Origin of the sequence: Actinomadura sp. K4S16 (genome assembly GCF_008327685.1) — a bacterium.
GTDB lineage: Bacteria > Actinomycetota > Actinomycetes > Streptosporangiales > Streptosporangiaceae > Spirillospora.
Genome location: NZ_BDDE01000035.1, coordinates 1 through 23637, shown reverse-complemented (window position 1 = coordinate 23637; position 23637 = coordinate 1). Strand labels below are relative to the sequence as shown.

18 protein-coding genes and 3 pseudogenes are annotated in these 23637 nt (G+C 65.9%); 17 read left to right on the top strand and 4 right to left on the bottom strand.

All coding sequences use genetic code 11. The annotated features are described in order from the left end of the window. Positions 1 to 26 precede the first annotated feature (26 nt). Positions 27 to 665 (bottom strand): annotated as a pseudogene (locus tag K4S16_RS46295) (methyltransferase domain-containing protein); the annotation flags it as partial. A 408-nt stretch (positions 666 to 1073) separates the two neighbouring features. Between K4S16_RS46295 and K4S16_RS43920 the strand changes: the two are divergent. Beyond that, a complete protein-coding gene (locus tag K4S16_RS43920) occupies positions 1074 to 2327 on the top strand; it encodes a helix-turn-helix domain-containing protein (protein WP_149265070.1) in 1254 nt (417 codons plus the stop codon). Here the strand turns inward: K4S16_RS43920 and K4S16_RS43915 are convergent. Continuing rightward, on the bottom strand, positions 2314 to 3015 hold the full coding sequence (locus K4S16_RS43915) for a haloacid dehalogenase-like hydrolase (RefSeq protein ID WP_160161242.1): 702 nt from the start codon (positions 3013 to 3015) through the stop codon (positions 2314 to 2316). The genes K4S16_RS43920 and K4S16_RS43915 overlap by 14 nt on opposite strands. Positions 3016 to 3869: 854 nt before the next feature. On the opposite strand from K4S16_RS43915, the gene K4S16_RS43910 reads away from it, so the two are divergent. From K4S16_RS43910 to K4S16_RS43845, 15 genes and pseudogenes are all read left to right on the top strand, one after another. Further along, positions 3870 to 5486, top strand: a complete 1617-nt coding sequence (locus tag K4S16_RS43910) for an ATP-binding protein (protein WP_149265068.1) — start codon at positions 3870 to 3872, stop codon at positions 5484 to 5486. Positions 5487 to 5562: 76 nt separating this feature from the next. Beyond that, on the top strand, positions 5563 to 6177 hold the full coding sequence (locus K4S16_RS43905) for a roadblock/LC7 domain-containing protein (protein WP_149265067.1): 615 nt from the start codon (positions 5563 to 5565) through the stop codon (positions 6175 to 6177). After that, the gene (locus K4S16_RS43900; protein ID WP_149265066.1) at positions 6167 to 6631 is read left to right on the top strand and encodes a DUF742 domain-containing protein; all 465 of its coding nucleotides are present in this window, start codon (positions 6167 to 6169) and stop codon (positions 6629 to 6631) included. The genes K4S16_RS43905 and K4S16_RS43900 overlap by 11 nt, the downstream gene beginning before the upstream one ends. Further along, positions 6612 to 7199 carry an ATP/GTP-binding protein gene (locus tag K4S16_RS43895; RefSeq protein WP_149265065.1) on the top strand — a complete coding sequence of 196 codons (588 nt, stop codon included), beginning with the start codon at positions 6612 to 6614 and terminating at the stop codon, positions 7197 to 7199. The genes K4S16_RS43900 and K4S16_RS43895 overlap by 20 nt, the downstream gene beginning before the upstream one ends. Positions 7200 to 7231: 32 nt before the next feature. Continuing rightward, the gene (locus K4S16_RS43890; protein ID WP_149265064.1) at positions 7232 to 7810 is read left to right on the top strand and encodes a GAF domain-containing protein; all 579 of its coding nucleotides are present in this window, start codon (positions 7232 to 7234) and stop codon (positions 7808 to 7810) included. A 90-nt stretch (positions 7811 to 7900) separates the two neighbouring features. Continuing rightward, on the top strand, positions 7901 to 9133 hold the full coding sequence (locus tag K4S16_RS43885; RefSeq protein ID WP_149265063.1) for an acyl-CoA dehydrogenase family protein: 1233 nt from the start codon (positions 7901 to 7903) through the stop codon (positions 9131 to 9133). 168 nt (positions 9134 to 9301) lie between these two features. After that, a complete protein-coding gene (locus tag K4S16_RS43880; RefSeq protein ID WP_149265062.1) occupies positions 9302 to 10195 on the top strand; it encodes a hypothetical protein in 894 nt (297 codons plus the stop codon). A 203-nt stretch (positions 10196 to 10398) separates the two neighbouring features. Beyond that, positions 10399 to 11265 carry a hypothetical protein gene (locus K4S16_RS43875; protein ID WP_149265061.1) on the top strand — a complete coding sequence of 289 codons (867 nt, stop codon included), beginning with the start codon at positions 10399 to 10401 and terminating at the stop codon, positions 11263 to 11265. Further along, entirely contained in the window at positions 11262 to 12149 is an 888-nt protein-coding gene (locus K4S16_RS43870) for a hypothetical protein (protein WP_149265060.1), read from the top strand. Before K4S16_RS43875 ends, K4S16_RS43870 begins: the two co-directional genes overlap by 4 nt. Before the next feature lie 55 nt (positions 12150 to 12204). Further along, positions 12205 to 12582, top strand: coding sequence for a hypothetical protein (locus tag K4S16_RS43865; RefSeq protein WP_149265059.1), 378 nt, complete (start codon positions 12205 to 12207; stop codon positions 12580 to 12582). 699 nt (positions 12583 to 13281) lie between these two features. Continuing rightward, a pseudogene (locus K4S16_RS47085) lies at positions 13282 to 14292 on the top strand (NACHT domain-containing protein); the annotation flags it as partial. 297 nt (positions 14293 to 14589) lie between these two features. Next, positions 14590 to 16644 carry an NACHT domain-containing NTPase gene (locus tag K4S16_RS46290; protein WP_235037460.1) on the top strand — a complete coding sequence of 685 codons (2055 nt, stop codon included), beginning with the start codon at positions 14590 to 14592 and terminating at the stop codon, positions 16642 to 16644. 320 nt (positions 16645 to 16964) lie between these two features. Beyond that, positions 16965 to 17177 carry a hypothetical protein gene (locus K4S16_RS45400; protein WP_200842481.1) on the top strand — a complete coding sequence of 71 codons (213 nt, stop codon included), beginning with the start codon at positions 16965 to 16967 and terminating at the stop codon, positions 17175 to 17177. A 466-nt stretch (positions 17178 to 17643) separates the two neighbouring features. Further along, positions 17644 to 19326 carry a hypothetical protein gene (locus K4S16_RS43850; protein WP_149265057.1) on the top strand — a complete coding sequence of 561 codons (1683 nt, stop codon included), beginning with the start codon at positions 17644 to 17646 and terminating at the stop codon, positions 19324 to 19326. 116 nt (positions 19327 to 19442) lie between these two features. Then, positions 19443 to 19763 (top strand): hypothetical protein, encoded by a 321-nt coding sequence (locus tag K4S16_RS43845; protein WP_149265056.1) that lies wholly within the window; start codon positions 19443 to 19445, stop codon positions 19761 to 19763. Positions 19764 to 20473: 710 nt separating this feature from the next. On the opposite strand, the gene K4S16_RS43840 is transcribed toward K4S16_RS43845, so the two are convergent. Then, complete coding sequence (locus K4S16_RS43840) at positions 20474 to 20686, bottom strand: transposase (RefSeq protein WP_149265055.1); 213 nt, start codon at positions 20684 to 20686, stop codon at positions 20474 to 20476. Between the two features lie 645 nt (positions 20687 to 21331). Continuing rightward, positions 21332 to 22103 (bottom strand): annotated as a pseudogene (locus tag K4S16_RS43835) (transposase family protein). 205 nt (positions 22104 to 22308) lie between these two features. Between K4S16_RS43835 and K4S16_RS43830 the strand changes: the two are divergent. Continuing rightward, complete coding sequence (locus tag K4S16_RS43830; RefSeq protein WP_200842482.1) at positions 22309 to 23505, top strand: IS110 family transposase; 1197 nt, start codon at positions 22309 to 22311, stop codon at positions 23503 to 23505. Positions 23506 to 23637 lie beyond the last annotated feature (132 nt).

Below are 23637 nucleotides of genomic sequence, written 5' to 3'. Positions count from 1 at the left end.
TGGGCGCCCTCGCCCTGCACTGAGACGAACCCGCACTGGCGGTGGCTGTGGCTGACCAGGTGGTCTTCTGATCGCCGCAGCGCCCACGATCGGGTCATCCCGAACGTGCGTAGGGGGACGACGAGCACACCGTCACCAGTGAGCTGCTCCCGCCAAGCGGGCGGGATGTCCCACGCCCCTGCGGTGACGATGACCAAGTCGAAGCGGCGGCTCGGCTCGACCGGGTGCTCGGCGTCCGCGCACACGACGGTGACGTCGTTGTAGCCCGCCTTCTTCAGGCATGCGGTCGCCCGAGCGGTGACCTCGGGGTCGATGTCAATGGTCGTGACCGACCCCGCCGGGCCAACGATCTCGGCCAGTAGTGAGGCGTTGTAGCCGCCACTGCCGATTTCCAGGACATCGCGGCCCTCCAAGCCCCCGAGTGCGTCGGAGGCCTGACCGAGCATCTCCGCGATCAGGTATGGCGCCGACACCGAGCTGGTGGCCTCATCGCCGCGTCGGTTGGTAATGACCGCGGTGTTCTCGTATGCCTTCTCCAGCGGGACGCCCGGGGTGAACACCTCGCGGGGAACCGTCCGCATCGCCCGTTCCACCTCGGCGGGCATCGTCAAGCCCTTGGCTTCGTGGTCGGTGATGATCGTGTCGACCAGGGCGTTGCGGAGCACCTCTGCCCGGTCCGCGCGGCTCGCGGTGTCCACACTCACAACGCGCCTCCGGGGGCGGGTGCGACCCGGTCTAGGGACGGGGCACTCTGCGATGTCATCGCGGAAAAGCCTCCTTGAAATGTCTGGTTCGTCGGAGTCGGTCGGCCGGGATGTGCCGAGCCGGACGGGGCCAATTCAGGTCTGGCGAGCTTGCATGATCGCCGTAAGTGATATCAAGACTGCTCTCAGTGAATTCCTGTCCTGCCCCTGGTGGTGCAGGATCAAGTTCATAGGGGCCGTCCTGGCTTCGATCGATGGTCGTCGTGCGGTCACCATTAGTGAACCGGTGGCAGGCGCCACACCTCCAGGGGAAGACTGGAGGTGGGCAGGGGAGGAAATCCTCCCTACGTCGTCGGAAGGTGCATCGCAGTGACCCCCGGCAGCAAGGAGATCGGGCGGCGCCTGCGCGCGGCCCGGGAGGCGCCGCCGCACTGGTCGCGTTCGGAGATGGCGCGCCGGTTAGGGGCCGCCGCCGACCCTGACGAGCGGGTTCGCTTGCCGCACGTGGCGAGCCTGGTCGACCAGATCAAACAGTGGGAGGCAGGCAAGTGGGCGCCGTCCGCCCGGTACCGCGAGCTGTACGTTCGCGCGACCGACCGCACCTGGGACGAGCTGTTCGGCGCGGAGAACGACGCTCAGACTTCCCCGAACCTTGGTGACGCCCACCCCTTGTCACTGCTGGTGTCGCCCCCATCCGTGGAAGCTGAGTCTTCCCGTCCGCTGGCGGTTGAGCAGGTCGAGGCACTGCTCGGCAGGCTTTACCGGCTCGACGACGAGTTCGGCGGAAACGAGCTGTGCCATGTCATCGAAGGGCACGTCACTGCGGCCTTCCGGCTGTTCAACGATACGGCCCTCAGGCTCCGAACTCAGCGGCGACTTCTGACGGCAGTAGCAGGGTTAACCCAGATGGCAGGGTGGCTGTCGATCGACGCCACCCGACATGGAGACGCCTCCCGTTACCTGTCCGCGACGGCGTACGCCGCGCACGAGACCGACGACCTGGGCTTGGCCTCACACGCCATGGGATACATGAGCCTGCACGCCTTCTACCGCGACAGGCCCCAACGGGCGCGCGCCTTGGCCGAAGCCGCCCTCAGCCTCGCCCGCGCCGAAGCGACCCCTCGTATCCGCGCCGCGCTGCACAACCGAGCAGCACGCGCGCACGCCCGGCTAGGAGACGTCAACACAGCCCGCGAGCAGCTCGACCTCGCCGCCACAGAGCACGCCCGTGACGACCCCCACGACGAGCCTCAATGGACGGCCTACGTCAGCGAAGTCGAGATCGTGGCTCAGCGCGGCGCGTGCCTGCTGGACCTGGCACTTCAGGAGTTGCTCTCACCTGCTGAGGCTGTCGCTGCGCTTACGAACGCGCTTCACCTCGCCGAGACCACCACGCCGGACCACGCCCGCGACATCGCGCACTACAAGACGCGACTTGCCACTGCTCATCTGCTCCAGGACGAACCGGAGCAGGCGGCCCGTGTGGCGGGCGAAGCGTACGACCTCGCATCGCGGATCGGGTCGGCGCGCATAGACGAACGGTTCGACGAGCTGGTCTCACGGATGCAGCCCTACGACGTCCCAGAGGTACAGGCGTTGGTGGACCGCGTCACGACCGGCTGACGTCGAGCACCGCCCGGATAACGGCGTCGGTGTCGGCGAGGGATTCAAGGACGAGTTCCGCGCCGACCGCCCGCAGATCGTTTGCGCTGCTCGCCCCGGAGGCGACCGCCACCACGCGGGCGCCCCCTTGGTGGCCGGCGAGCACATCGTTCGGAGTGTCGCCGACCAAGACCGTGGTGGAGGCGTCGAACGTCTCGCCGTACCGGCGCTCCGCGCGCGCCTGGGCGAGCTTCACCAGAGGCGGCCGCTCGGCGTCATCCAGGCCATACGCGCCGATCTCGAAATCAACGAACTCATCCAGCCCGAACACGGCCAGCTTGCATACGGCGATCGGGCGCATGTTGCCGGTCAGCACGGACTGAATCACGTCGCTCCGGCTGTCGAGCGCCTCAACTGCGGCACGTGCCCCCGGCAGAATCTGGCCGCGCGTCCTGATGTCGTTCTGCCGCGCCGAGAACGCTTCGGCCAGCGTCTCGGCGAAGGTCTTCATGATCTCGTCGGTGGGGTCGATACCGTGGAGCCGCAGGGTTTCGGCAGTGATCGCGAGGTCTGTGCGCCCGGTCATGTCTGCGAGCTTCTTCAGAGGGCGCCCGGTGACCCGGCGGAAGACCTCGCCATAGATCTCGTTGCTGAGTTCGCCGATGCTGATCAGCGTGTGGTCTATGTCCCAGAGCACCAAGGTTCGCACAAACGAATCGTATGTCCACCTCGCGCTCTCACAACCCGACCCTTGAGACCGGGATCGGCTCGTGTGCGCCGGGCACCGTTCGGGCTCCTTCGCGAGATCCCGCCCCAGTCGATGACGCCGGCTTCTCACCACTCCCCGGTGCCCCAGCTTTGTGCCCTGCAAATTCCAGACATGCCGTACCGGCGAAATCAGCCCGGTGGGCATGACGTCCCCCAGCAAGGGCTGGGGAAGTGCGCCGTGGCCTTTGTCGGCTCCGCCCGGCGGTCATGGCGCGAAGTATTACCACCCACGTCAGTGGCCACCATATGGCGTCTCCTGTGCTTCCCCAAGGCGCCGATGCGAGCTCTGTCAGCGGTCATGCCAGCGCCTCCCAGCAGACCGCGGGGAGGAATTCCTCCCCTGAGCCTCGCCCATCCTCCCCTTTTCTCCTGGTGTCCGCACTCATTTGACTTGAACTGCAAGGTTCTCCGCCGAACGAGAAGAGTGCGCGACCGTGTCCCCTTCATTCGCCCTCACTTGGGGTGCGCCGTCACCGTGGGCATCTGAAACCGACCGCGCCCAGACGGTCCGCGCGTCCCTCGAACCCGTTCACGGAATCGCGCCACGTTCGTCCCAGCCCGTTTCTCCGGCGGTCTCGGATCACGGTGGCGGGAGAGCGTCCCACGCCAGATCCCCGTCGCCGTACGCACAGGCTCGCCCGCGGCCAGGTCGCCGGGTTCTTGACGGGCTGGAGTTGGTGGATCCCGGGGAGCGCGGCCACGGCGCGGTCGCTCCATACATGTGGTGTCCCGAACTCGCCCTTGTTGCGCCAGCGGTCGATGTCGAGGCTCCTGCCGGGTCGAAAGGAAGGTCAGGTGGCCGGTGACGTGGACTTCGGTGTCCGGCCTGGCAAGGACCAGGTGCGCGAACCGTCCGAGGATGCGCGCAGGCATGCCGGCGAACTGACCTATCGCCTGGCCTCCCGAGGGCTGCGTGCGTCGGCGGCGGAGCTGGTGGGGAAGCCTGCGGGTGCGATGGCGGTTTCCGCGCAGCGGGTGGACGTCCACCCTTACGTTGGCCGGCTGGTGGTGCTTCTGCCAGGGCCCGGCGATACGAACGAGTTGTACTGGCATTGGCAGCGGCCTTTCCGGGGGCGCCGGTGGATCGGAGCGCGCTGGTTCCAGGCTTTCGCTCCGGCCGCCAAGCCGGAGGAGGCTGCCGACGCCATTGTCGGGGCGATCGATATCGACGTGCGCGATCGTGCCCGTTCGGCGCACGTCGGCGTCGAGTCGGGCAGAGGTGACTGCGAGTTGGAGGAGCAGTTCCTCACCCGTCTGGGGCGCCCCCTGCATCTGCTGGTCTACCGAACCTTGGCGCTGCTGGACTCGGTGGAGCGGGAGGTGGAGGACATTGTCCTGCTGCACGAGCTGTTCAAGATCGATCATCTGACGACCCGGACGCTGAGGGGGTTGGAGCGGCAGGCGGTTCTGGGCGGTGCAACGGCGCGGCAGGTGAATGAGCCGCTGACCCTGGCCAAGGTGATGCGCCAGGCGGTCGCGCAGATCGAGCACTACCGGAGGGTGCGGGTCCACGTGCCGCCCCCGGATGTGGATGTGGACCTGCCCGGATATGCCGGGCCGGAGATCACGCTGCTGCTGGCTGAGCTGGTGGAGAACGCCACCAAGTTCTCCCCGCCCGATGCGCGGGTCCAGATGAAGGCAGTTCCGACGCCGTCGGGGGTGAGCATCGAGATCACCGACCGTGGACTGCCGATATCGGCCGACGCCTATGCGGCGCTGAACCGGCTGCTGGCCGACCCGGACACCGTCAGTGTCCGCGACCAAATCATCGCGGGGCCGATCGGGCTGCTGGTGGTGTCCAGGCTGGCGCAGCGCCACGGGATCCAGGTGAGTCTGCACCCGGTCGTACCGGAAGGCACGCGGGCCGTGGTCGCCCTCCCGGCCGCTCTGCTTAAGGGACCTCGGCCCACCACACCGCAGTCGGCCACTCCGGCCAGGGCCGCCGGTCTTGCCGCGCAACCGCTCCGCCCCGTTGCCTTACTGCCTCTGGCATCGACAGCGCCGTCACAGCTTGCCCTGCCGAGGAGCGCGGTTACGTCGCCGACCGAGCCCCCGGGGCCGCCCGGCATCGCTGCTCCGCCCGGAGCCGACAGCACTAGCGGGATGCCCGAGCTTCCCCAGCGTCGTCGGGGGCAGGGCCCGCAGAGGTCGGTAGCCGACGTTGCGGCTGGCGCCGAGGGCGGCCAGCAGCCCGCGACGGAGTCAAGGGCCGGTCAAGGCCAGGGGCCGCAGCGCGAGGACGGCCCTAACCGGGGGCCGGTCCCGAGCCTGTTGGCCGACTTCGCCGGTGCGGGCCGCCCTCGCAACCCCACGAAGTATCCGGCCGACCATGGCCCCGCAGACTCTGCTTCCCCAAGCTCCGGGACCACCGTTCCTGCGGCCGACCCGCCTGCCGGTGATCCGACGGATTAGCCCCCGCGACCACCACCCATCCGGCTGATCGGCAGCTCCCAGCCGCATCCGCCGACCTCGACCAGGAGATGCTCAAATGACGATCCCTACGACTTCTGCCGCGTTGAGTTCCACCGCTCTCGCCGGGTCCGGCGTGGCCAGTGCACCGGCCAGCGCATCGCGCGAAGGTCTGGGATGGCTGCTGGAGGACTTCCGCGCCCAGGTACCCGGTATCAAGGGCGCGTTCCTGGTGCCGCGGGACGGGCTGGTGCTCGCGGCCGTGGGTCTGACCACGGATGAAGCCGACCATGCCGCAGCGGTGGCCGCTGCGCTGTACTCCGCCGGTGGAGCCGCCGGAAAGATCACTTCCCCGCCCGTCGGCGAGGTCCAGCAGATCATCGTCCAGCACGACGCCCAATACCTGATCTTGATGAACACCCCCGACCAGCACCCCGACGCCCCGGCGCACGCAACCGAGGCCGGCACGGGTCGGCCTGCGGTGGTCGGGTGCGTGCTGGGCGTGCTGGCCGGGCCTGACGCGCAGACCGGGCTGGTCGCGGACGGGATGGCCATGTTGATTGCGAGCGTCGCCCGGCACCTGGTCACCGCGACCCGCACTCCCCGCGCAGACACCCCGGCACCTCAAGACTCCAGTACCGAATCCGGGGCCGACGCGGGACTGCGAGACGCAGGTTCCAACGATGAGCACTGACTCCCACGGTGCCGCCCAACCCGAAGGCCAGCCGTCTGCGGCGGCCTGCGTGCCGTGGGTCGATCAGGACGTGCAGCAGGTCCGGCCTTACGTGGTAGTCCCCGATGGCCGCGCCTGCCCCCGGTATCAGATGCGGCTGGACACGGTACTGACCGCGACCCACACTCCCGCAGGCGCGGCTCCGGGCGCTACCCAGGCGGGGGCCTTGCCACCTGAGGCCACACACGCCCTGAGGCTGTGCCGGGCGGGCGGCTGCTCGGTCGCCGAGATCGCCGCCACCATCGGCCAGCCCATCCTGGTCGCCAAGACGCTCCTGTCGGACCTGATCGACACCGGCGCGCTGGTCATCGCACCACCCGCCGCGCCGCCCAACCCCGACACCGGGCGCCCGAGTGCGCACCTGCTGCAGGCGCTGCTGGAAGGGCTGGAAGCTCATGACTTCGCCGTCGCCTGAGCTGGATCAAGCGGCCCGTCGGCTGGCGCTGAAGATTCTCATCGCCGGCGGATTCGGTGCCGGGAAGACGACCATGGTCGGCGCGATCAGCGAGATCCCGCCACTGACCACCGAGGAGCGCCTGACCGCCGCCGGTGCGCACGTCGACTCGCTGGCCGGCGTGGACGGCAAGACCACCACCACGGTGACACTGGACTTCGGCCGCCGCACGCTCACCAAGCCGCTGCCAATGACGCTGTTCTTGTTCGGCACCCCCGGCCAGAACCGGTTCGACTTCATGTGGGACGAACTGGCCCACAACGCGGTCGGCGGCGTGGTGCTGGCCGACACCCGCCGCCTGGCCGACGCCTTCCCCGCACTGGACTTCTTCGAGCAGCGCGATGTCCCGTTTGTCGTGGCGGTCAACCAGTTCGACAACGCCGCCCACCGCTACCCGGCGGAGGCGGTCCGCCAGGCCCTGGACTTGCCCGCCGATGTGCCGGTGGCGGACTGCGACGCCCGCGATGCCCGCTCGGTGATCAACGTGCTGATCATCCTGGTCCGCCATGCCCTGTCCGCCCGCACCTGACCCTCACACACCGTTGCTTTGGGAGCCCACCCGTGCCTCACGACACCCCCGCCGATACCGGCGCCGAGACAGAACTTCAGCAGCGGATCCAGTTGCTGACCGACCTGGGCCTGGGCCAGGCGACCGAGCGGTTCGATGCCTTCGCCGCCGATCTGGCTACCGCGTTCGCCGCCCAGCTCGGCGTAGGCGCCGAGGTCCCCTACGCCATGGTCAACCTGGTCACCAGCGAGCAGCAGTTCATCGGCCTGCACTGCCCGGACGGCAAGCCCCGGGTCGGTCGGACCATGCGGCGCGACCACGGCTACTGCCCCGAGGTCGTCCAACGCCGCAACGCCCTGGTCCTGCCCGACGTGTACGCCCACCCACGCTTCGCCGCCAACGCGGTCGTCGACCTCATCGGGATCCGTACCTACGCCGGTGCCCCGCTCATCCACCAGCCCACCGGCCAACTCCTGGGAACCGTCTGCGTCGTCGGCACCACCGGGCTGCCGCTGTCCACCGGGGAACCCTCTCGCGTACTCATCAAGGACCACGCGCAACAGCTGATGAAGCTCATCGACGGCGACGCCAGCCGCAGCACCGGACACAGCGCCGACTATCAGGGCTGCTGACCAGGCGGCCGACAAGGCGGCTGAGTAGGCCGCGGCGATGACGTCTGCCGGATCCGACCGTCCGGCAGTGCCCCACGAATGTGAAAGGGGATGGTGTCTGTGTTCGAGACCGACGACCACCAGGACCTGCGCAAGGCCGTCCGTGCCTTCGCGCTCGCCGAGGTCGCACCGCGCGTGGCCCGGATGGAGTCCAGCCAATCCGTCGACGTCGAGACCTCCGCTCTGATCGCCCGGCAGGGTTGGCTCGGAGTGACCATCCCCCGCGAGTACGGCGGCATGGGCGCCGGCCATCTCGCCAAAACGATCCTCATCGAGGAGCTGGCGCGGGTGTCGGGGGCGATGGGCGCCATGGTCCAGGCGTCCCAGCTCGGAGCCGCCAAGGTCATCCACCACGGGACCGAGGGGCAAAAACGCCTGTGGCTGCCGCGGATCGCGGCAGGTGACTGCTTGCCGACGATCGCGGTGACCGAGGAAGGGTCGGGCGGCAACGTGCTGGACATGCAGGCCACCGCCCATCGCGACGGCGCCTACTGGGTGCTGAACGGCCGCAAGCAGTACGTCGGCAACTCCCACCTCGGCGGCCCGCACGGCGTGGTCGTCCGCACCGGGCCCGCCTCAGCCGGGTCCCGGTCGCTGTCGGCGTTCCTGGTCGAAGACAACCAGGTCGGACTCCACGTGCTCCCGCATCAGCCATCCCTGGGGCTGCACGGATTCTCCTTCGGTGAACTGGTCCTGAACGACGTGCGGGTCCCGGTCGACAACATGATCGGTGGCGAGGGCGACGGGCTGGACGTCGCCTACAGCTCCAGCGTCCTGTACGGACGCCCGAACCTCACCGCCGTCGCGCTCGGCATCCACCAAGCCCTGCTGGAGCAGACCGTCGCGTTCGCCAAGGAACGCCACCGCCGGAACGAGCCACTGGCCAAACTGCCCACCATCCAGCAGCGGATCGGGCAGATCAACGAGCGGGTGATGACCGCCCGCACCCTCGCCTACCAAGCAGCGCACATGCTCGACCACGGGCAGCCCTGCGACAACGAGCTGATCAGCGCCAAGTACCGCGGCGTGGAATCGCTGATGGAATCAGTCCTGGCCACAATGAAGATCCACGCGGCGGCCGGGCTGCGCCGCGACCGCCCCATAGAACGCCTGGTCCGCGACGCCTTCCACATCGATGCGCCCGCAGGGACCGGCGACATCCAGCTGCGACGCCTAGCCGAATCGGCCCTTGGCGACGGCAAGGGCCAGTGGTCACGCCGGCTGGCCCACGTCACCGCGCTGCCACCCGCGCACACCCAAACCAGGCCGGAGCACGCGGCCTAGCCCAGTCCGCCACGACCGTCCTCCCCGCCCGGCGCGGGGCGGGGAGGACTCCAGCCCCTCCGCCAACGAATCAATCCGACCCACAGGGAACGCGAAGAAGTGGCCGATACGACCTCTCCCACCCCAGCAGCACAAACCTCGCGGCGACAGCGCGACTTCGCTGAGGCGATGCACTCCAAGTACGTCGTCAAGGACAGCCACGCTGCCAGCAGACGAAGGATCCTGATCGTCCCCGCCCTGCTCCTGGCCAGCGGCACCAGCCTGGGTATCGCAGCCCGGGCCCTGCTGTCCCCCACTTGGGCCACAGCCGTGACCGGCGCCTTGGCCGCCCTGATCGGCGCCTGGGCGGTCCTGGGTGTCTGGGTGGGTTTCCGCGCCGACCCCCTTCAAGGCGTGGACTGGGCCACCGCCGACGCCTACGAGCGGCAACTGACCACCGGCCTGCATCCGGACGCGCGCGCGGCCCTGGCTCGAGCCCAAGAGCGGATCCGCCAACGGTTCCCCGCCGCCGACCGCGTCCACGTGTACTCCCCCGACCGGCTGCCCGACCATCACTGCACCCTGGACACCACCGGCTGCGACTGCGCTCGTATGCGCCTCAACACCGGCGTGCTGCCCAACCGGCGGCATCCAATTATCGTGGTCGGCGACCGGGTCCTGGACAAGCCCGCCGTGCTGGCCTACGTCCTGACGCACGAGACCAACCACGTCTGCCGGCCCTGGCTGCAACTGAACCACCTGCTGGCAGTGGTCGGCCTGGCGGGCTGGCTGGGCATGGGCCTGCTCCTTCCCCTGCCCGCCCTGATGGCCGTCGCCCCAGCCGTATGGGCGGCGACGATGCTCCTGCGCTGGACCAACGAACTCGCCGCCGACGCCGCCGCCCGCACCACCGGCCCCGACGCCGCCCGCGCCTTCTGGACAATGCGCCGCGCCGCGCAGCCCACCCGCACGGGCCTGTCTCGGCTCACCGGTGCCATCGCCGCGTTCCTGGCACCGACGCATCCGCCGATGGCACTGCGAGCGGCCCTAGCCGACCGCATCGCCCACCGCCCTGTCCCCTGAGCCCCGCGCCGATAAAGGAGCGCCGGTGGTCGTACATCACTCGGCCGACATCGCCACCGCGCTCCCCCGAAGAACCGGTGTCCCCGATCCGACCCAGAATTGAGCAACCCGCAATGTCGCAGTCCCCACTGCTACGTGGCACGGCCGCCATAGCCGTGCTGTTCGGTCCCCACGCGGCGACGGCTCTGAACGACCTCGCAGAGATGACCGGAGCCGACATCGATTGGCCTGGACTCCCGCTCCACGTCAACGTCTCTGCCCTCAGCCTTACCGCCACCGGGATCTGGCTGCTGATCCGCGCCCGCCACGCCACGCATCGCGGCGCGACTGGCTGCGCGGCAGGACTCGCCATCGCCGGCGCCGTGCTGATGCCGCTCCTGGGCCAAGCCGCCGACACCGCCGCGACACTGCTACTGGCCGGGGCGGGCGCGTGGCTATGCGCACAGATCGCTGCGGACGCCAACACGCCGCTCTGGCAAGGCCGACTGGCCTCGAAGGTCACGCGGCGCTGGGATAAGGACGCGGTCGCAGCCTGCGCCGTCGTCCTGGCCGGGCACACCATCGCGATGCTCTCCGACACCTGGATCAGGCGGTTGGGCCCGGCCGTGACCAGCCAGGCCGAGCAGGCCGACGCCACCGGCCTGCACAACCCGGTTCTGTTCGCAGCCCAAGCCCTGGCCGCCGGGCTGCGGGAAGAGATCCCCTTGCTCGCGCTGCCCGCCGTGCTGATGGCCGCCGTACGCCGACCAGCCTGGCAGATCCTCCTGGCGGTGTGCGTCCTGCGCGCGGTGCCGCACGCCTACCTCGGCGCCGCCGCCCTGTCATCTGTCGCATTCGCCGCCGCGGCCTGGTGGATGTACCGGGTCACCCACCGGGTCGGCCCGATCATCATCGGGCACACGCTGTTCAACGCCCTCGCCCTCACCGGGCCGGTCGGAGCCGCAGTGCTGCTGGCTGCCCCGGTGGTGGCCACCATGCTCCTCGCCAGAGCTCCCAACGCCGCACCCCGGTGGCTTCGAAGCAAGCCCAACGCCCAGCGCCCAACGGAACCGAAAGAACTCGTGCGATGACCCCGCCGGATCCCCTCAACATCGACCCGTTCGCCGACCCTGATCCCCACAAGCGGATCGATCACCTGTTCCACCTGCGCCGCGCGACGCACCGCTGCATCATCAGGTACGGCGAAGCACTATGGGCCAGCGAGCACGCCCTCGCCGGAAGGCTCAACGCCCCACCGGCCATCGCCGCCCTCCCCGCCGACCGGCAGCCCAGAGCACTGGCGGCCGACGAGGCCGCACGATTCGCCAAGGCAAACGTCTATGGGCTCGACGAGGCGGTCACCACCGCCGCCGTAACCCTCGGCAGCCAAATGGTCAGCTACACCTCCCGCAACGCCGCAAAGGACACCTATCGAGGGCTGACCCCGATCGCAGAACCACCCACCCAAGCCGGCCTCCTTCGGTGGGCAGACGGCATCGGCTACGACGGGCTCGGCGTGCCGCTCATCGCCTGCCACTGGGGATCCATTCCAGACGGGATATGGATGGCGTGGTGGGCTGACAACCGGGTCGCCGTCGGCGACGACATCCTCCAGCGTCGCCGACCGCGCTACCAGGCCCTGAACGTCCTGCGGGAATTCGGGCCCCTGGCCCCCACCCGCTTCGCCACCACCATCACCCCCAGACTGCCCACAGATCCATCCGGAGAGGAACCCGCCGATGATCTGCCGCTCTCGCAGGACGTCCCCCCGCTCCTCGCGCTGACCGCGACAGTCCTGGCCTCGTGGGCGTTGCTGACCACCCGCGGCGCGACCCGCCTCATCAAACACCAGCCCACCCTGCGCCAAGCAAGCCTCGACCGCCGAGCAGGGCTTCCACCCACTTCCGCCACCCTGGCCACCGAGCCGGTCGACGAGCAGGTCATTGAGCGGTTGGCCAGCAAGGGACGGCCGTGACCCGCGAACCGACCCCTGAAGCAGAACCAGCCACCACGGCACTGCCGAAATCAGCATGATCGAGGCACTGGACGCCCTGGCGGGCCTGGCGGTTCTTGTCCTGCAGAGGGCACGTCAATCCACCGACGCCCTCGCTCTGGCACAGACCATCAAGGCGTTGGAGCCGCTCGCAGCCACGGTCGAGGTGCTACACCACCTTTCGGTCGCCATGACCAGGCAGGCGACGCGGCTCCGTGACCAGGAAGCGGCCAAACAGCCGGACGGACCCGCCCTATCCGCAATGGACACGGCACTGGTACACCTCACCTGCGGCCAGGAGACGGTGATGACGGCGCATCATCTGCTGGCGTCAGGACGCCACGAACTACACAAGGCCGCTGAAAAGAGGAACAGCAGCCAGCACCTCGATCAACGTCCACCGCCGCCTCCTTGAGACGTCGTCTCAATTGGATTAGCGCCGGAAATCTGCGGCAGTGGGGATCGGCCATCCCCGCATGTGCGGGCCGAGTTGGACGTCGGCGCAGCGCGCGAACGATGCCGCGGACCATTCCCGCGCGTGCGGGGCCGAGCGACAGATCACGCGCCACCTGGGAAGGACCGGCCTGCCCGAGGGCGTCCTCAGTTGCGCTCACCACGGCCTCCGCGGAGGTGCTGTGGCTGCTGGGTCGCGACCACACGCGCTCACCCAGCGCCCGCTGAGCCAGCTCCCGAAATGCACTCCCCGGAACGTCACCGGGCTGGTCGAAGCCTTGCAGGAGCTCGGACTGGTCATTCGTAAGCCTGCTCCGTCCGACCGTCGCGCAACGCCGGTCACCATCACCACCAGGGCAGGCCACTATCGCCACCTCGGGACCCTGCACAGGCAAGGCGCGGCCGAGCTCTTCCAGGACGGCGACGACCAAACTTCAGGACTGACGGGCCTTCGACGGGATCAGGCTTTAGTCTAGCGACCTCGCGTGCCCCCTGCGGATGGATACCACGGCACGATTGCTGCCACTAATATGAGTTTCGGATTGCCCCAAATCAAACGCTCGCCGGTCACGCAATCGTTACTGATCACCTCGTCATCTGGGGCACCAAAGTGGGCAAGATGACTCAGGCTTAGGCCATCGATACGTGCACTGGAGCCGTGATGGCCATCCGGGGAAACACGGGGTCGACTGTCTTGAAATCTAATTCCGAAACCAGTAGCGATGCTAGCAAACATATCTGGCCAATACCCAACGCTTGGCTAACTGCGATACTAGGAATTCCAAGCGCATTGCTAGCTGGCATCAAGTGGCAGAGCATTGCTAAACATCCTTTCCGGGCCGCAATCATGGGCCTTTGCCTGACAGCACTTCTTGCTCTGAGTGCACTTATACGCGAATTGTGGCGTCGAAAGTATAAAGAGCGATCGATTGCCTACATTGATCGACACATAGAATGGCACATTTCCCGGTTCGAAAAACGCTATCGCGAGCATCTTGCGAGTGAGTTGCATCTGATAGATCTGAAAGGACTAGCCACTCGCGGCTTCTTTACGCCCGAGCTCGATGACGTTTACGTCGACCTGAGCCTCATGCCGCGTGATCCGGAACAGGTGCCCGAAAGTGATCTAGCGGACATTGATATTGCGGACACGAAAAGACGCTCCATCGGAGATTTTATTTGTCAACCTAAACCTCGCGTTATTGCTATACTAGGTGCCCCCGGAAGCGGGAAAACCACTTTACTTCGGCACACAGCTCGAGAACTAAGCCGCGAAAGAACGCGACACAACAGACGCCGCAAATCTCAGCGCACACTCCCTATAATTCTCTACCTTCGAGAGCATATTGCTGCAATAACCGGCGAGGAACCGCTGCCTTTGCCTGACGTATTAAGCCGGGCTCTAAGTAAATACGGGATAGCGACACCAGAGGGATGGTTTGACCAGCGGCTTCGCGATGGAAAATGCGTTGTACTTCTAGACGGCCTGGATGAGGTTGGCCGGCGAGAGGATCGCCTGGTAGTCGCAGAATGGATCAGCTCCCAAATCAGGCGCTATCAGAAGAATGATTTCGTGGTCTCTGCACGACCGGGAGGCTACCGAGCTGCTCCTATTGAGGGCGCGGTCGCACTACAAACGCGAAAGTTCAGCAAGGAAAAGGTCTCTCGCTTCGTACACAGATGGTACCTCGCGGTCGAAAGGAACAGTGGTGAATATAATGAAGCCGATCGGGAGCGGTCTGCTCGGAGAGAAGCCGATGACCTACTTGGTCGGTTGACAGAAACGCCCGCACTGGATCAACTCACTGTCAATCCGCTACTACTAACCATGATCTGTAATGTGCATCGATACAGAGGAGCGCTACCAGGTAGCCGAGCCGACCTATACGGCCAAATATGCGAAGTTCTAATGTGGCGTCGCCAGGAGGCAAAAAAGCTCCCCGTGGAGCCACGGAGCAATCAAAAGGGCATGCTGATGCGCGTCCTCGCTCACGAGATGATGTCTCGCCGGGTTAGCGCTCTCTCAAAGACCGATGCCATTGATGTTATTAAGACGGCGGTTCGACGTGTATCCAGGTCTCTCAGACCGGAGGACGTTCTGGCTGATGCTGGTTCGAATGGCCTTCTAATTGAGAGCGAAAATGGATTCTATGCATTCTCTCACTTGACCTTTCAGGAATACTTCGCTGCCATGTACATCTTGGAGCGAGGTCTGGTGACCAAGCTAAGCTCGACTGTAGGGGATCCCTGGTGGCGTGAGTGCACATTGCTCTACGTTGCTAGCGCCGATGCTGAACCCATCGTGAAAGAGTGCTTGAGTATAAACACGGTCTCCTCCCTTAGCTTGGCTTTTGACTGCGCAGATGAAGCCAACGAGCTAGCCGAGGAAGTAAGGGATCAGCTCGAGGTTCTACGGTCAGAGGGGCTGTCTGAGGACGCAGAAGAAGGCCGTCATCGACTTATGGTAGCTGTCACAGTTGCCCGCCATCTTCGACGGCTCGTGCGTCTTTCAGATGGCTCACGTCTTTGCAGGGGAGGGATAACTAGGGAGATCTATAGGTATTTTCTCCTAGACATGGCCAAGCATGGAGCCGCATACACGCCAGCAGCGTCTACCGGAAGTAGGCTAGTTCCTGAGGTAGACGGCCTCATTTCAGGGATTCGAGGAAGCGATGCTGTGGCTTTTACACGTTGGGTTAATGAGCTTTTCGAGGGGGATCTCTCTTTTTGGCTTCCGACTCGCTTGGAGGTCGAAGAGCCGATCTTCCAGGCAATTATCGCCAAGGAACATGGTTCGAGTCATAGCATCTGGGTGGCCTCTTTCCCCGGTAGTGATATCACCGAGCTATGGACACCGGCTGATGCTCCTTCGCCTCTCGTGGTCCGCGCTGATGTGGTACGTCAGACGCTTGAGAAGGATGTTTATCAACTACCGGAAGCGTTAAGATTTCTTGTATTGACTCGAATTGATGTAGTCGCGACACTACTCGCCAACGCAGTCCAGACAACCCGGTTGCAATCCGAACGCAATTACGCACGCGATGAGCAATTCAGGCGAGCACATGATCTCGCTTTGAGGATAGCCGAACTTGCTCGCGAAAGAGCCCTCGTTTGCCTCTCTGATCTCGACCCGGCGACTGTACGCCTTCTCGGCTTCATTGGAGCCTCGAAGCGCGTCATAAAGCCTGAATTGGATCAAATATTTCAACGGAATTTCACCGCTGCTCTCACTTCAGCTATGTCCCGTGTTCGCGTTCTCGAACGTGCCCTTGGAGTCCGACGCAAAAGGGTTCATTCTGCACCTGTTACTCGAGAACGCGGGCTTGTTTTTGCCCAGGCTCTCAGTCAATCGCTCGACCGGTCGGTAGATGTCGCTTGCTTTCTCGATAGTGACTTTGCGGCAGAAGTGTCTCTTGATAGGTTTATAACTCGTCTCCTCAATTTCGATGCTAGTGACAGTCTTGGTTACGATCTTTTACTTAATATTCCTGGCGTGCTGGACCAAGCCATGGACCGCACCTTTGACCTCGCTGATGGCGTAGGGAACGTTCTTTCATCAGGACTTGCTAAAGTTCTTTCGCGACGCGACCCTATTGAACGAGGCATCTCGAGGCTTGATTGGCAGACATATTTTGCAAGTGAGATAGCGGGTACAATGCAGCTAGAATGCCCCGTATTCGAGGTCGCCCCAGACCAAATAGAAGAGTTGGTTGATGTTGCAACCACCAGCCTTCACGCTGCAACCATGGGCTCCTCAAACGCCGCTTGGGTCCAGAGGACTGCTCAGCAATTCCGCGTTCTTCTCAAGTCAGTTTGGTCGAGAGTAGAGCCGATGACTGCGGAAAACGCGGCCGCACTTCGGCTAGCTGCTTTTTGCCTTGCTGGCGAGGCTGAAGCTCGACAGAGGATGGATTTGGTTGAAAATTTCTACGCAATTGGAGCTGCCGTCACTTGGCTGGAAAGACGCTACAATGGCGAGGAATCAGCCACTGAAGTCTTGTATTTGAAGATGGTCACTGACTGACCAGATGAGCACGGGCGAACCGCAACCACCCAGGAGCCGAGGCCTCGGTCGTCATCCAGGGCCGATGCGTTCTCGGATGGCGAGATGATCGGCGGGTGACCTGCGGCGCTCGCGAGTGTGGGCGTGGGATGACGAGGAGACCGTAACGAACGAGCGCGACTCCAGATGATCAAGTCTGCCTAGACTGGTTTATCAAAACGGAGCCGCGCTCACATGCGTGTGGGGCTTCATTATCCCCAGTTGTTCGGAGCCTGACCTGTAGTTCCCGGGCGGGATCATGCTGTGGTCGGGCAGGCTGGGTTGCCCTGGTGTGGTCGCTGTTGTACGACCTGACGCGCAACTCGCTGGGCGTGATGCTGCTTCGGCTCCGCGGGGACGCGGCTAAGAACGTCGAGATCCTGGTGTTATGTCACCAGCTTGCGGTGTTGCGGCGGCAGGTGAACCGTCCTGCTTTTCAACCGGCCGATCGGGTCCTGCTGGCCGCGTTGTCGCGGCTGGTCTGCCCCGGGCACGCTGGAACACGTTCATGGTGACGCCCGCGACGTTGCTGCGGTGGCACCGTGAACTGGTCGCCAGGAAGTGGACCTATCGGTGTAAGGCGCCCGGCCGGCCACCGGTCCAGCGGGAATCGGACGGTTGGTGCTGCAACTGGCGGGCGAGAACGCGGGTTGGGGCCACCGCGGCAACGGCCTCGCCGCGGCCTGTCTTTGCGACTGATCAAGCCCCGTGTCGGAGCCCACCCCCTGCACGTCTCACCTGCACGGACGTAATTTTCGGCAGGCACAACGTCCAGAGGGGGAAGGCCCCTGCAGATCGACGGACATTCCTCCACCATCGAACAGGGTTCAGATGAATGATGGTCCGTGGTGCACCGGGTTGTGCGTGTGACGCCCAGCGATAGGTGACGAATCCGGGCGTGGTTGTTGGACTTGAAGGTGATCTTGCCGATCGGCCTGCCGGACCCGCGTTCGTGGGTTCGCGAGTCGGATACTGGATGGCGTGGGCTACATGGAGACAAATGTGAGGATTCTGCCTTGCGTGCTGGACGCTCTGCAGGTGATCGTGGCCAGGAGGGGGACGTCGCGTGATGGGACGCTCCGTCAACTCCTCGGCGAGCACGTGGAACGGCAGGAGTCCCTGGATCCAGATGAGCGGCTCACCCACGTCTCGACCGTACTGCGCTATCCACGGCCTCCCTTCGGGCGCAGAGCGCCAAGGCCGGATCGGCCGCTGCGGCTGCGGCTGCCGTCTGATCTTGTGCCGCGGGCCCGCGCGGTCTCCCTGCATCTTCCGGGTCAGTCACCTCGCGCCCACCGTGACTATCAGAGCCGGTCGCTGACCGACGCGGTGGTGACGGCGATCGCCTTCGAGGAGCGGTTCAGTGACGAGTTCCTCGATGGTCTGCGGCCAATGTTGCGGCACGGTTCGGCCCGCGGGTTGTGGCACCTGGCCGCCGCGGCGACGAGCACTGCACCGGAAGTGGCCGTACTCGCTGAAGCCGAAGCCCTACGGGCAGAGGGGCCCGGGAGCCCTCCCCGAAACCCCCGAGAGTTGCGGCTGCTGCTGATTGCGGAGGAACTGGAAGAACAGGTGGCCTGGCACGCCCCGATGCGCTTCCAGGTGGCCGCCAATCTCGCCCGGGACTTGCTGACGGGCCCGCCTGCTGACCAGAACGAGCAGATGCTGTACCAGCAGGGACAGGAGTGGGAGCGGCACCTGGTCGACCTGCGTGACGGAGGGAAAGCCCGGGACCGGGCTCGGGCCGGGGTGCCAGAGAAGGGGGGGCTGGGTCGCGGCGCTACCGCGGTATGGCGGGCGGAGCGCCGCGTCGAGACTCAGGACTTCACCGACTGGCTGATCGAGCCGCACCATCAGTTGGAGCGGAAGATCCGGCCACCGGGATGGCCGGTACGGCTGCCGGCGCACTGGCACGGCCGCAGCGTCGCGGCCCAGACCGCGCCGGTGCCCGATCCGTACGCGGACTGGCTGACCGAAGGACGGGTCCTTGCCTTCCCCTATCAGGAACAGCATGTGGTGTGGCCGCTGGTTCCCGCCCCGGGCATTGCGGGATGCGCTCCGGTCCCCGAGTTCGAGCCGGTCGTCCGCGCCGCCTCCACCATCCGCGCGGACCGGATCGTGGCCTTTATCGAAGCCATCCTGATCGACTGGCACGGTGAGGACGATCCCGCCGAGACCGGAGACGATCTATCCTGGCCCTCCGAGATCGGAGGGGAACACTCCGAGGTCGATATGAGGCTCCGTCTCCCGATCGACAAGGCCCACGAGTATGGGTTCATCGACCTCGAGGAGAAACGGCGCGCGATGGACGACGCCCGCGCGGCAACCCTGCGCTCGATGACCGAGATCATCGACTCGATCCCCAGCTCTGAACCCGAGGTCAGGCGCGCCCTGCAAGAGGCGTACGGTGACTCGCGCCAGTTCGGGCGCATCGCCCAGAAGGCCAGAACCTACTGGGGTGTCCGCATACGCTTCACCGTCACCCGGGCGTGGTGGCATTGGCCGGGCGGCTCGGTCGCTGGCGCCGCGGCGGCGGGACGCCGCCCCGATCTCGTTGAGTGCCTCGCCGGTTGGGCGTTCCGGCAGAGTTCCTTGATCTTGGAGTTCGTCATGCAGCGGGCGTGGGATGACGCTTTCGACCGCTACAAAGACGGCCGGGTGTGACATCCACCGTTAACCTCTCGTTCGTTCTTTTCGCTGGACTGGATCTAAGCTCGCGCGGGAACGCCCGGGCACCTGAGATCCGCGTACGAGCTCGTACGCCCGGCAGAGGAGTTCGCATGCAGACCAGAACCCGGATGGCCGCCTCATTGACCCCGGTCGGCATAGGCGGTTTGGTCGCCGAGTTGGCCGGGGCACCTTGGTGGCTCATCGTGGCAGCCTATGGCTGCATTGCTTTGGGCCTCATCGTCATGCTGGTCCAGACCATCTTCCCGCAGGAGTCTGTCGACCGGCTGGAGTGGTGGCGTGACCGCCGCCGCCACCAGCGCCTGGCCGCCAACAAGAACGCCGACAGCGCGAAGGCACCTCGGCCTGCCCTGCGTCGTGAAAGCCCAGACCGCGCAGACCCGCACCGCCGCGGCCGAAGCCGCCGCCCGTGAGGCCTCCGAAGCTCGCGAGCAGACCGCTTTGGCCGAAGCCGACGCCGCCCGCGCCGCCGAACAGGCCACCGAGCGCGGCGCCGGCGCCACTCACCTTGGCCGACACGCCGGGGAGACCGCCGCCGCACCGGATCGCCCGCACCAGGGCTAGGAGGCGCATCGACCATGACGCCGCCCGTACAGCTCAGGCGAGGCCACCGTCGAGCAAGCCACGCGATCACTACAGCCATGGCGGCTCCTTGTCGGCTCGGCGGTTCTGAAACGAATCGGCATGCAGCGACACTGGGCGGCAGGGAAATCGGGCGGAACACGGACGGCTCGGCATACAATGACACTCTGAGACCCACTCCGATACGACAGTTTCGGACTTTTAATCCGCAGGGTGTCGAATTGCCGGGAGCCCTCCACCGGCATCCGTGTTCATCCAGGTAAGAAGCGGTATTGACCGGCAGTCCACTCCATCGACACGAACCAAGGGTGACTGACGCTGCAGCAGCCTCCGCGGCCGAATATGATCCTGTTCGGTCGTTGAGTACCTCCAAGTTGCGGGGAGCCACAGAGGAGCCAATTGGGGAGCCACCGTAGATAGACTTCCCCGGACTCGCCGCGACTCCCCCAGGATGTTTCTGCAGGTGAGAGGCCCCCCGATCGACTTCCATCTACCTTGATCGACTGATCTGCTGTGCCACCGGTCAAACGGTCCTCCCAGATCACCTCCAGCGGAATGGTGCACCAACTCCCGCGTGATCCACGGCTGGGGGACGCAGCCGAGCAGGGGGTCCGGATAGTGGGGGGCGGCACTGCTGCCAGCCCGACCCGGTCAGCGTCGATCCGATCGCCTCGACCAGGGCGGCGTGCGCGTCAGAGTTGATCAGTTGGATGCCGGTCAGGCCGCCCGCGACCAGCCCGTGCAGGAACGCCACCCAGCCCGCACGCCACGCCCCCGCTCATCGGGGCGGACCACGGGTGCTGGACGTGGATGACATCGCCCCTGCGCATGTCGAGAACTATTCGGCCAGGTGCCGACTCCGCGCACACGAGGACGACCGACCCGGAGTGGTCACATGCCGTACCCGCCGCCGGGCTGACGCATCACGGGTGGCTATGGCTCGCTGGATCCGCAGCAGGGCGGCACGGCGCATCACCTTCTCCAAGTCCGCCGGGGCAATTTCCAGGTCGAGGGCGGCGCGGCCATCCAGCAGCGGGATCTGCGGGGCCGCCCCGGGGTCTGCATGGACTTCGGGGTTGCATCGCCGGTACCAGCCTTTGAGAAGGGCCTTAACGGCGTCGGAGCCAGCGCTGATGACGGGGGCAGAGGTGAGCAGGTCGGCCACGCCTGCGGCGACCAGGTCCTTCTGGTGCGGGTGCGGCCCAGCTCAGCCCCGTGAATAGACAGCGCCTCACCGACGATCAGCAGATCGACCAAGCGGTCCTCGGGCTCGTTCGAGGACCCAAGTCGCCATCCGCCGCCGGATCTCTATCGGCAGCGACCGGTCACCGGCAACTCCGGGATACCCCAGCCGCCCCATGCTTTGCCGAACCCGGGCCAAGTCGTCAGTGAGCTCTTTTCAACGTGCTGCGGTCTCGCGGAGTTGAAGGGCGTGGATGGCTTTGGCGTGGCGGCCGGCGCGGTGGGGGCAGCAGCGCAGTTTGCGCAGGATGCGCCATGATTTGAGCTGGGCGTTCGCGCGTTCGCCGGGTCCGCGGAGCTTGGCGTGTGCGCGGTTGGCGTCCTTTTGCGGTTCGGGCTTGTCGCGTCCCTTGTAGGGCGTGAGGATGTGCGGGCTGGCGCCCTGGTAGGCCTTGTCGGCCAGCACCAGCAGGCCGGTGGTGGCCAGTGCCCTGACGACGCCCCAGATCCTGGCCGCGGCCAGGTCGTGAACGGAGCCGCGCAGCGGTCCCGACACCCACAGCAGGGTCCCGTCCGGTGCGGCGATGACCTGGAGGTTCATGCCGTGGCGGCGATGTTTCCCCGAGTAGTAGGGCCGGTCGGCGGCGACCCGGTCGATCGAGATCAAGGAGCCGTCCAGCACCGGGTAGGGCAGCCCGTTCTTGACCGCTTTGGCCAGCGCTGCGCCGAGTTTGGGTGCGCGGGCGGCGAGCAGGTCGACGGTCTCGTTGATGTAGCGCCATGCGGTGGTGGTGGAGACGGCGAATCCGGCGCCCAGTTCGGCGTAGGTCTCGCCCTTGCGCAGGTAGACCAGGGTCATCAGTGCTGCATGCCCGGGGCTAGGCGCCGGCCCTTGCTGCCGATGGCCCTTCGGTGGCGGCGGACCACACCGGTGGCGTAGGTCAGGGTGTCTGACGCGACAAAGGCAGCGAAGCACGGTACAAAAGCATGTGAGGCCATAACAATGGGGTGGTGGTTCGAGGGGGCCGGGTGTGGCTTATGTGAAGCTGCCCTTGATGGCTTGAGAGGCAAGGCCGCCCGGTTCCTGGACGCTCTGACCGCTGATTGAGAGCTGCGGATCATCGCTGTTTATGGCTTCGTTGGCGGGGCGTTCCCCGGACCACAAAGGCATGGCCTGACGTGGGAAGGAACCCCCTGTTGAGCACAGTCCAGCGAGTCTGGGTCGGAGTCGATGTCGGCAAGGCCCACCACTGGGCGGTGGCCGTCGACCAAGAGGGCCGGCGACTGCTGTCCCGAAAGGTCGCCAACGACGAAGAAGCGATCCTGGCTATGATCGCCGCAGCTTGCGAATTGGCCGGCGAGATCCGGTGGGCGGTCGATATCTCCAGCCGGTTGTCGGCCCTGCTCCTGGCCCTGCTGGTGAGCCATGGCCAGCAGGTGGTGTACGTGCCCGGCCGGACGGTGAACCGCATGGCAGGGGCGTTCGCGGGCGAGGGCAAGACTGACGCCAAAGACGCTCAGGTCATCGCCGACGTCGCCAGGATGCGGTCCGGGTTCCGGCTGCTCACGACCTCGCCAGACATGATCCACGAGCTCGCACTTCTCACCTCCTGCCGCCGCGACCTGGTCAGCTACCGGGTCCGCATGATCAACCGGCTCCGTGAACTGCTGGTCGGCATCTGCCCGGCCTTGGAACGCGAGTTCGAGTACAAACACCGGGCCGGCCTGGTGCTGTTGACCGGGTTCCAGACGCCCGCCGCACTGCGCCGCATCGGAGTGAAGCGGCTGACCGACTGGCTGGTGCGCCGGAAGGTGCGCTCCGCGGCCGATATCGCCGAACGCGCGGTCATGGCCAGCCGCACGCAGCAGACAGTCCTGCCCGGACAGGCTCGGGCCGCCAGGCTCGTCGCGGACCTCGCCCAACAGATCCTCGACCTGGACGAACGCCTCAAGCAGCTCGACGCGGAGATCACTGAGGTCCTCGCTGGAGACGAGACCGCCGAGATCATCCAATCGATGCCGGGCATGGGACCACTTCTGACCGCCGAGCTCATCGCACGGACCGGGGACCTGTCGAGCTACCGCAACGCAGGGCACCTCGCGGCCCACGCCGGGATCGCCCCCGTACCCAACGATTCGGGGCGGCGGCTCAACAACCTGCACCGCCCCACTCACTACGACCGACGTCTGTGCAGGATCTTCTACCTGTCAGCCCAGACAGCCATGTCCAGACCCGGTCCCTCGCAGGAGTACTACCGCAGGAAACGAGACGAAGGAAAGACCCACGTCCAGGCCGTTCTCAGCCTCGCACGCCGCCGAGTCGACGTCCTCTGGGCCATGTCGAGAGATCGCCGCCGCTACACAGCAATGCCGCCAGCAGCGGCCGCTTGACAAAGCATTGAGATGCCTCTGGTGGGGACGGGGGTTGTGAGAGACCAACCGTCCTACCAGGGGCTTCTTGACGTCCGGCATCGCCCACGCCGTCCGCGATCATGCTGTGATCAGCGCCTCCGAAGCTGCCGC

Coding starts and splice junctions, on each gene's coding strand:
- K4S16_RS43905 (WP_149265067.1), top strand. CDS start 5,563: ATGACGATCCCTACGACTTCTGCCGCGTTGAGTTCCACCGCTCTCGCC.
- K4S16_RS43900 (WP_149265066.1), top strand. CDS start 6,167: ATGAGCACTGACTCCCACGGTGCCGCCCAACCCGAAGGCCAGCCGTCT.
- K4S16_RS43895 (WP_149265065.1), top strand. CDS start 6,612: ATGACTTCGCCGTCGCCTGAGCTGGATCAAGCGGCCCGTCGGCTGGCG.
- K4S16_RS43885 (WP_149265063.1), top strand. CDS start 7,901: ATGGTGTCTGTGTTCGAGACCGACGACCACCAGGACCTGCGCAAGGCC.
- K4S16_RS43880 (WP_149265062.1), top strand. CDS start 9,302: ATGCACTCCAAGTACGTCGTCAAGGACAGCCACGCTGCCAGCAGACGA.
- K4S16_RS43875 (WP_149265061.1), top strand. CDS start 10,399: ATGACCGGAGCCGACATCGATTGGCCTGGACTCCCGCTCCACGTCAAC.
- K4S16_RS43870 (WP_149265060.1), top strand. CDS start 11,262: ATGACCCCGCCGGATCCCCTCAACATCGACCCGTTCGCCGACCCTGAT.
- K4S16_RS43865 (WP_149265059.1), top strand. CDS start 12,205: ATGATCGAGGCACTGGACGCCCTGGCGGGCCTGGCGGTTCTTGTCCTG.
- K4S16_RS46290 (WP_235037460.1), top strand. CDS start 14,590: ATGCTGATGCGCGTCCTCGCTCACGAGATGATGTCTCGCCGGGTTAGC.
- K4S16_RS43845 (WP_149265056.1), top strand. CDS start 19,443: ATGCAGACCAGAACCCGGATGGCCGCCTCATTGACCCCGGTCGGCATA.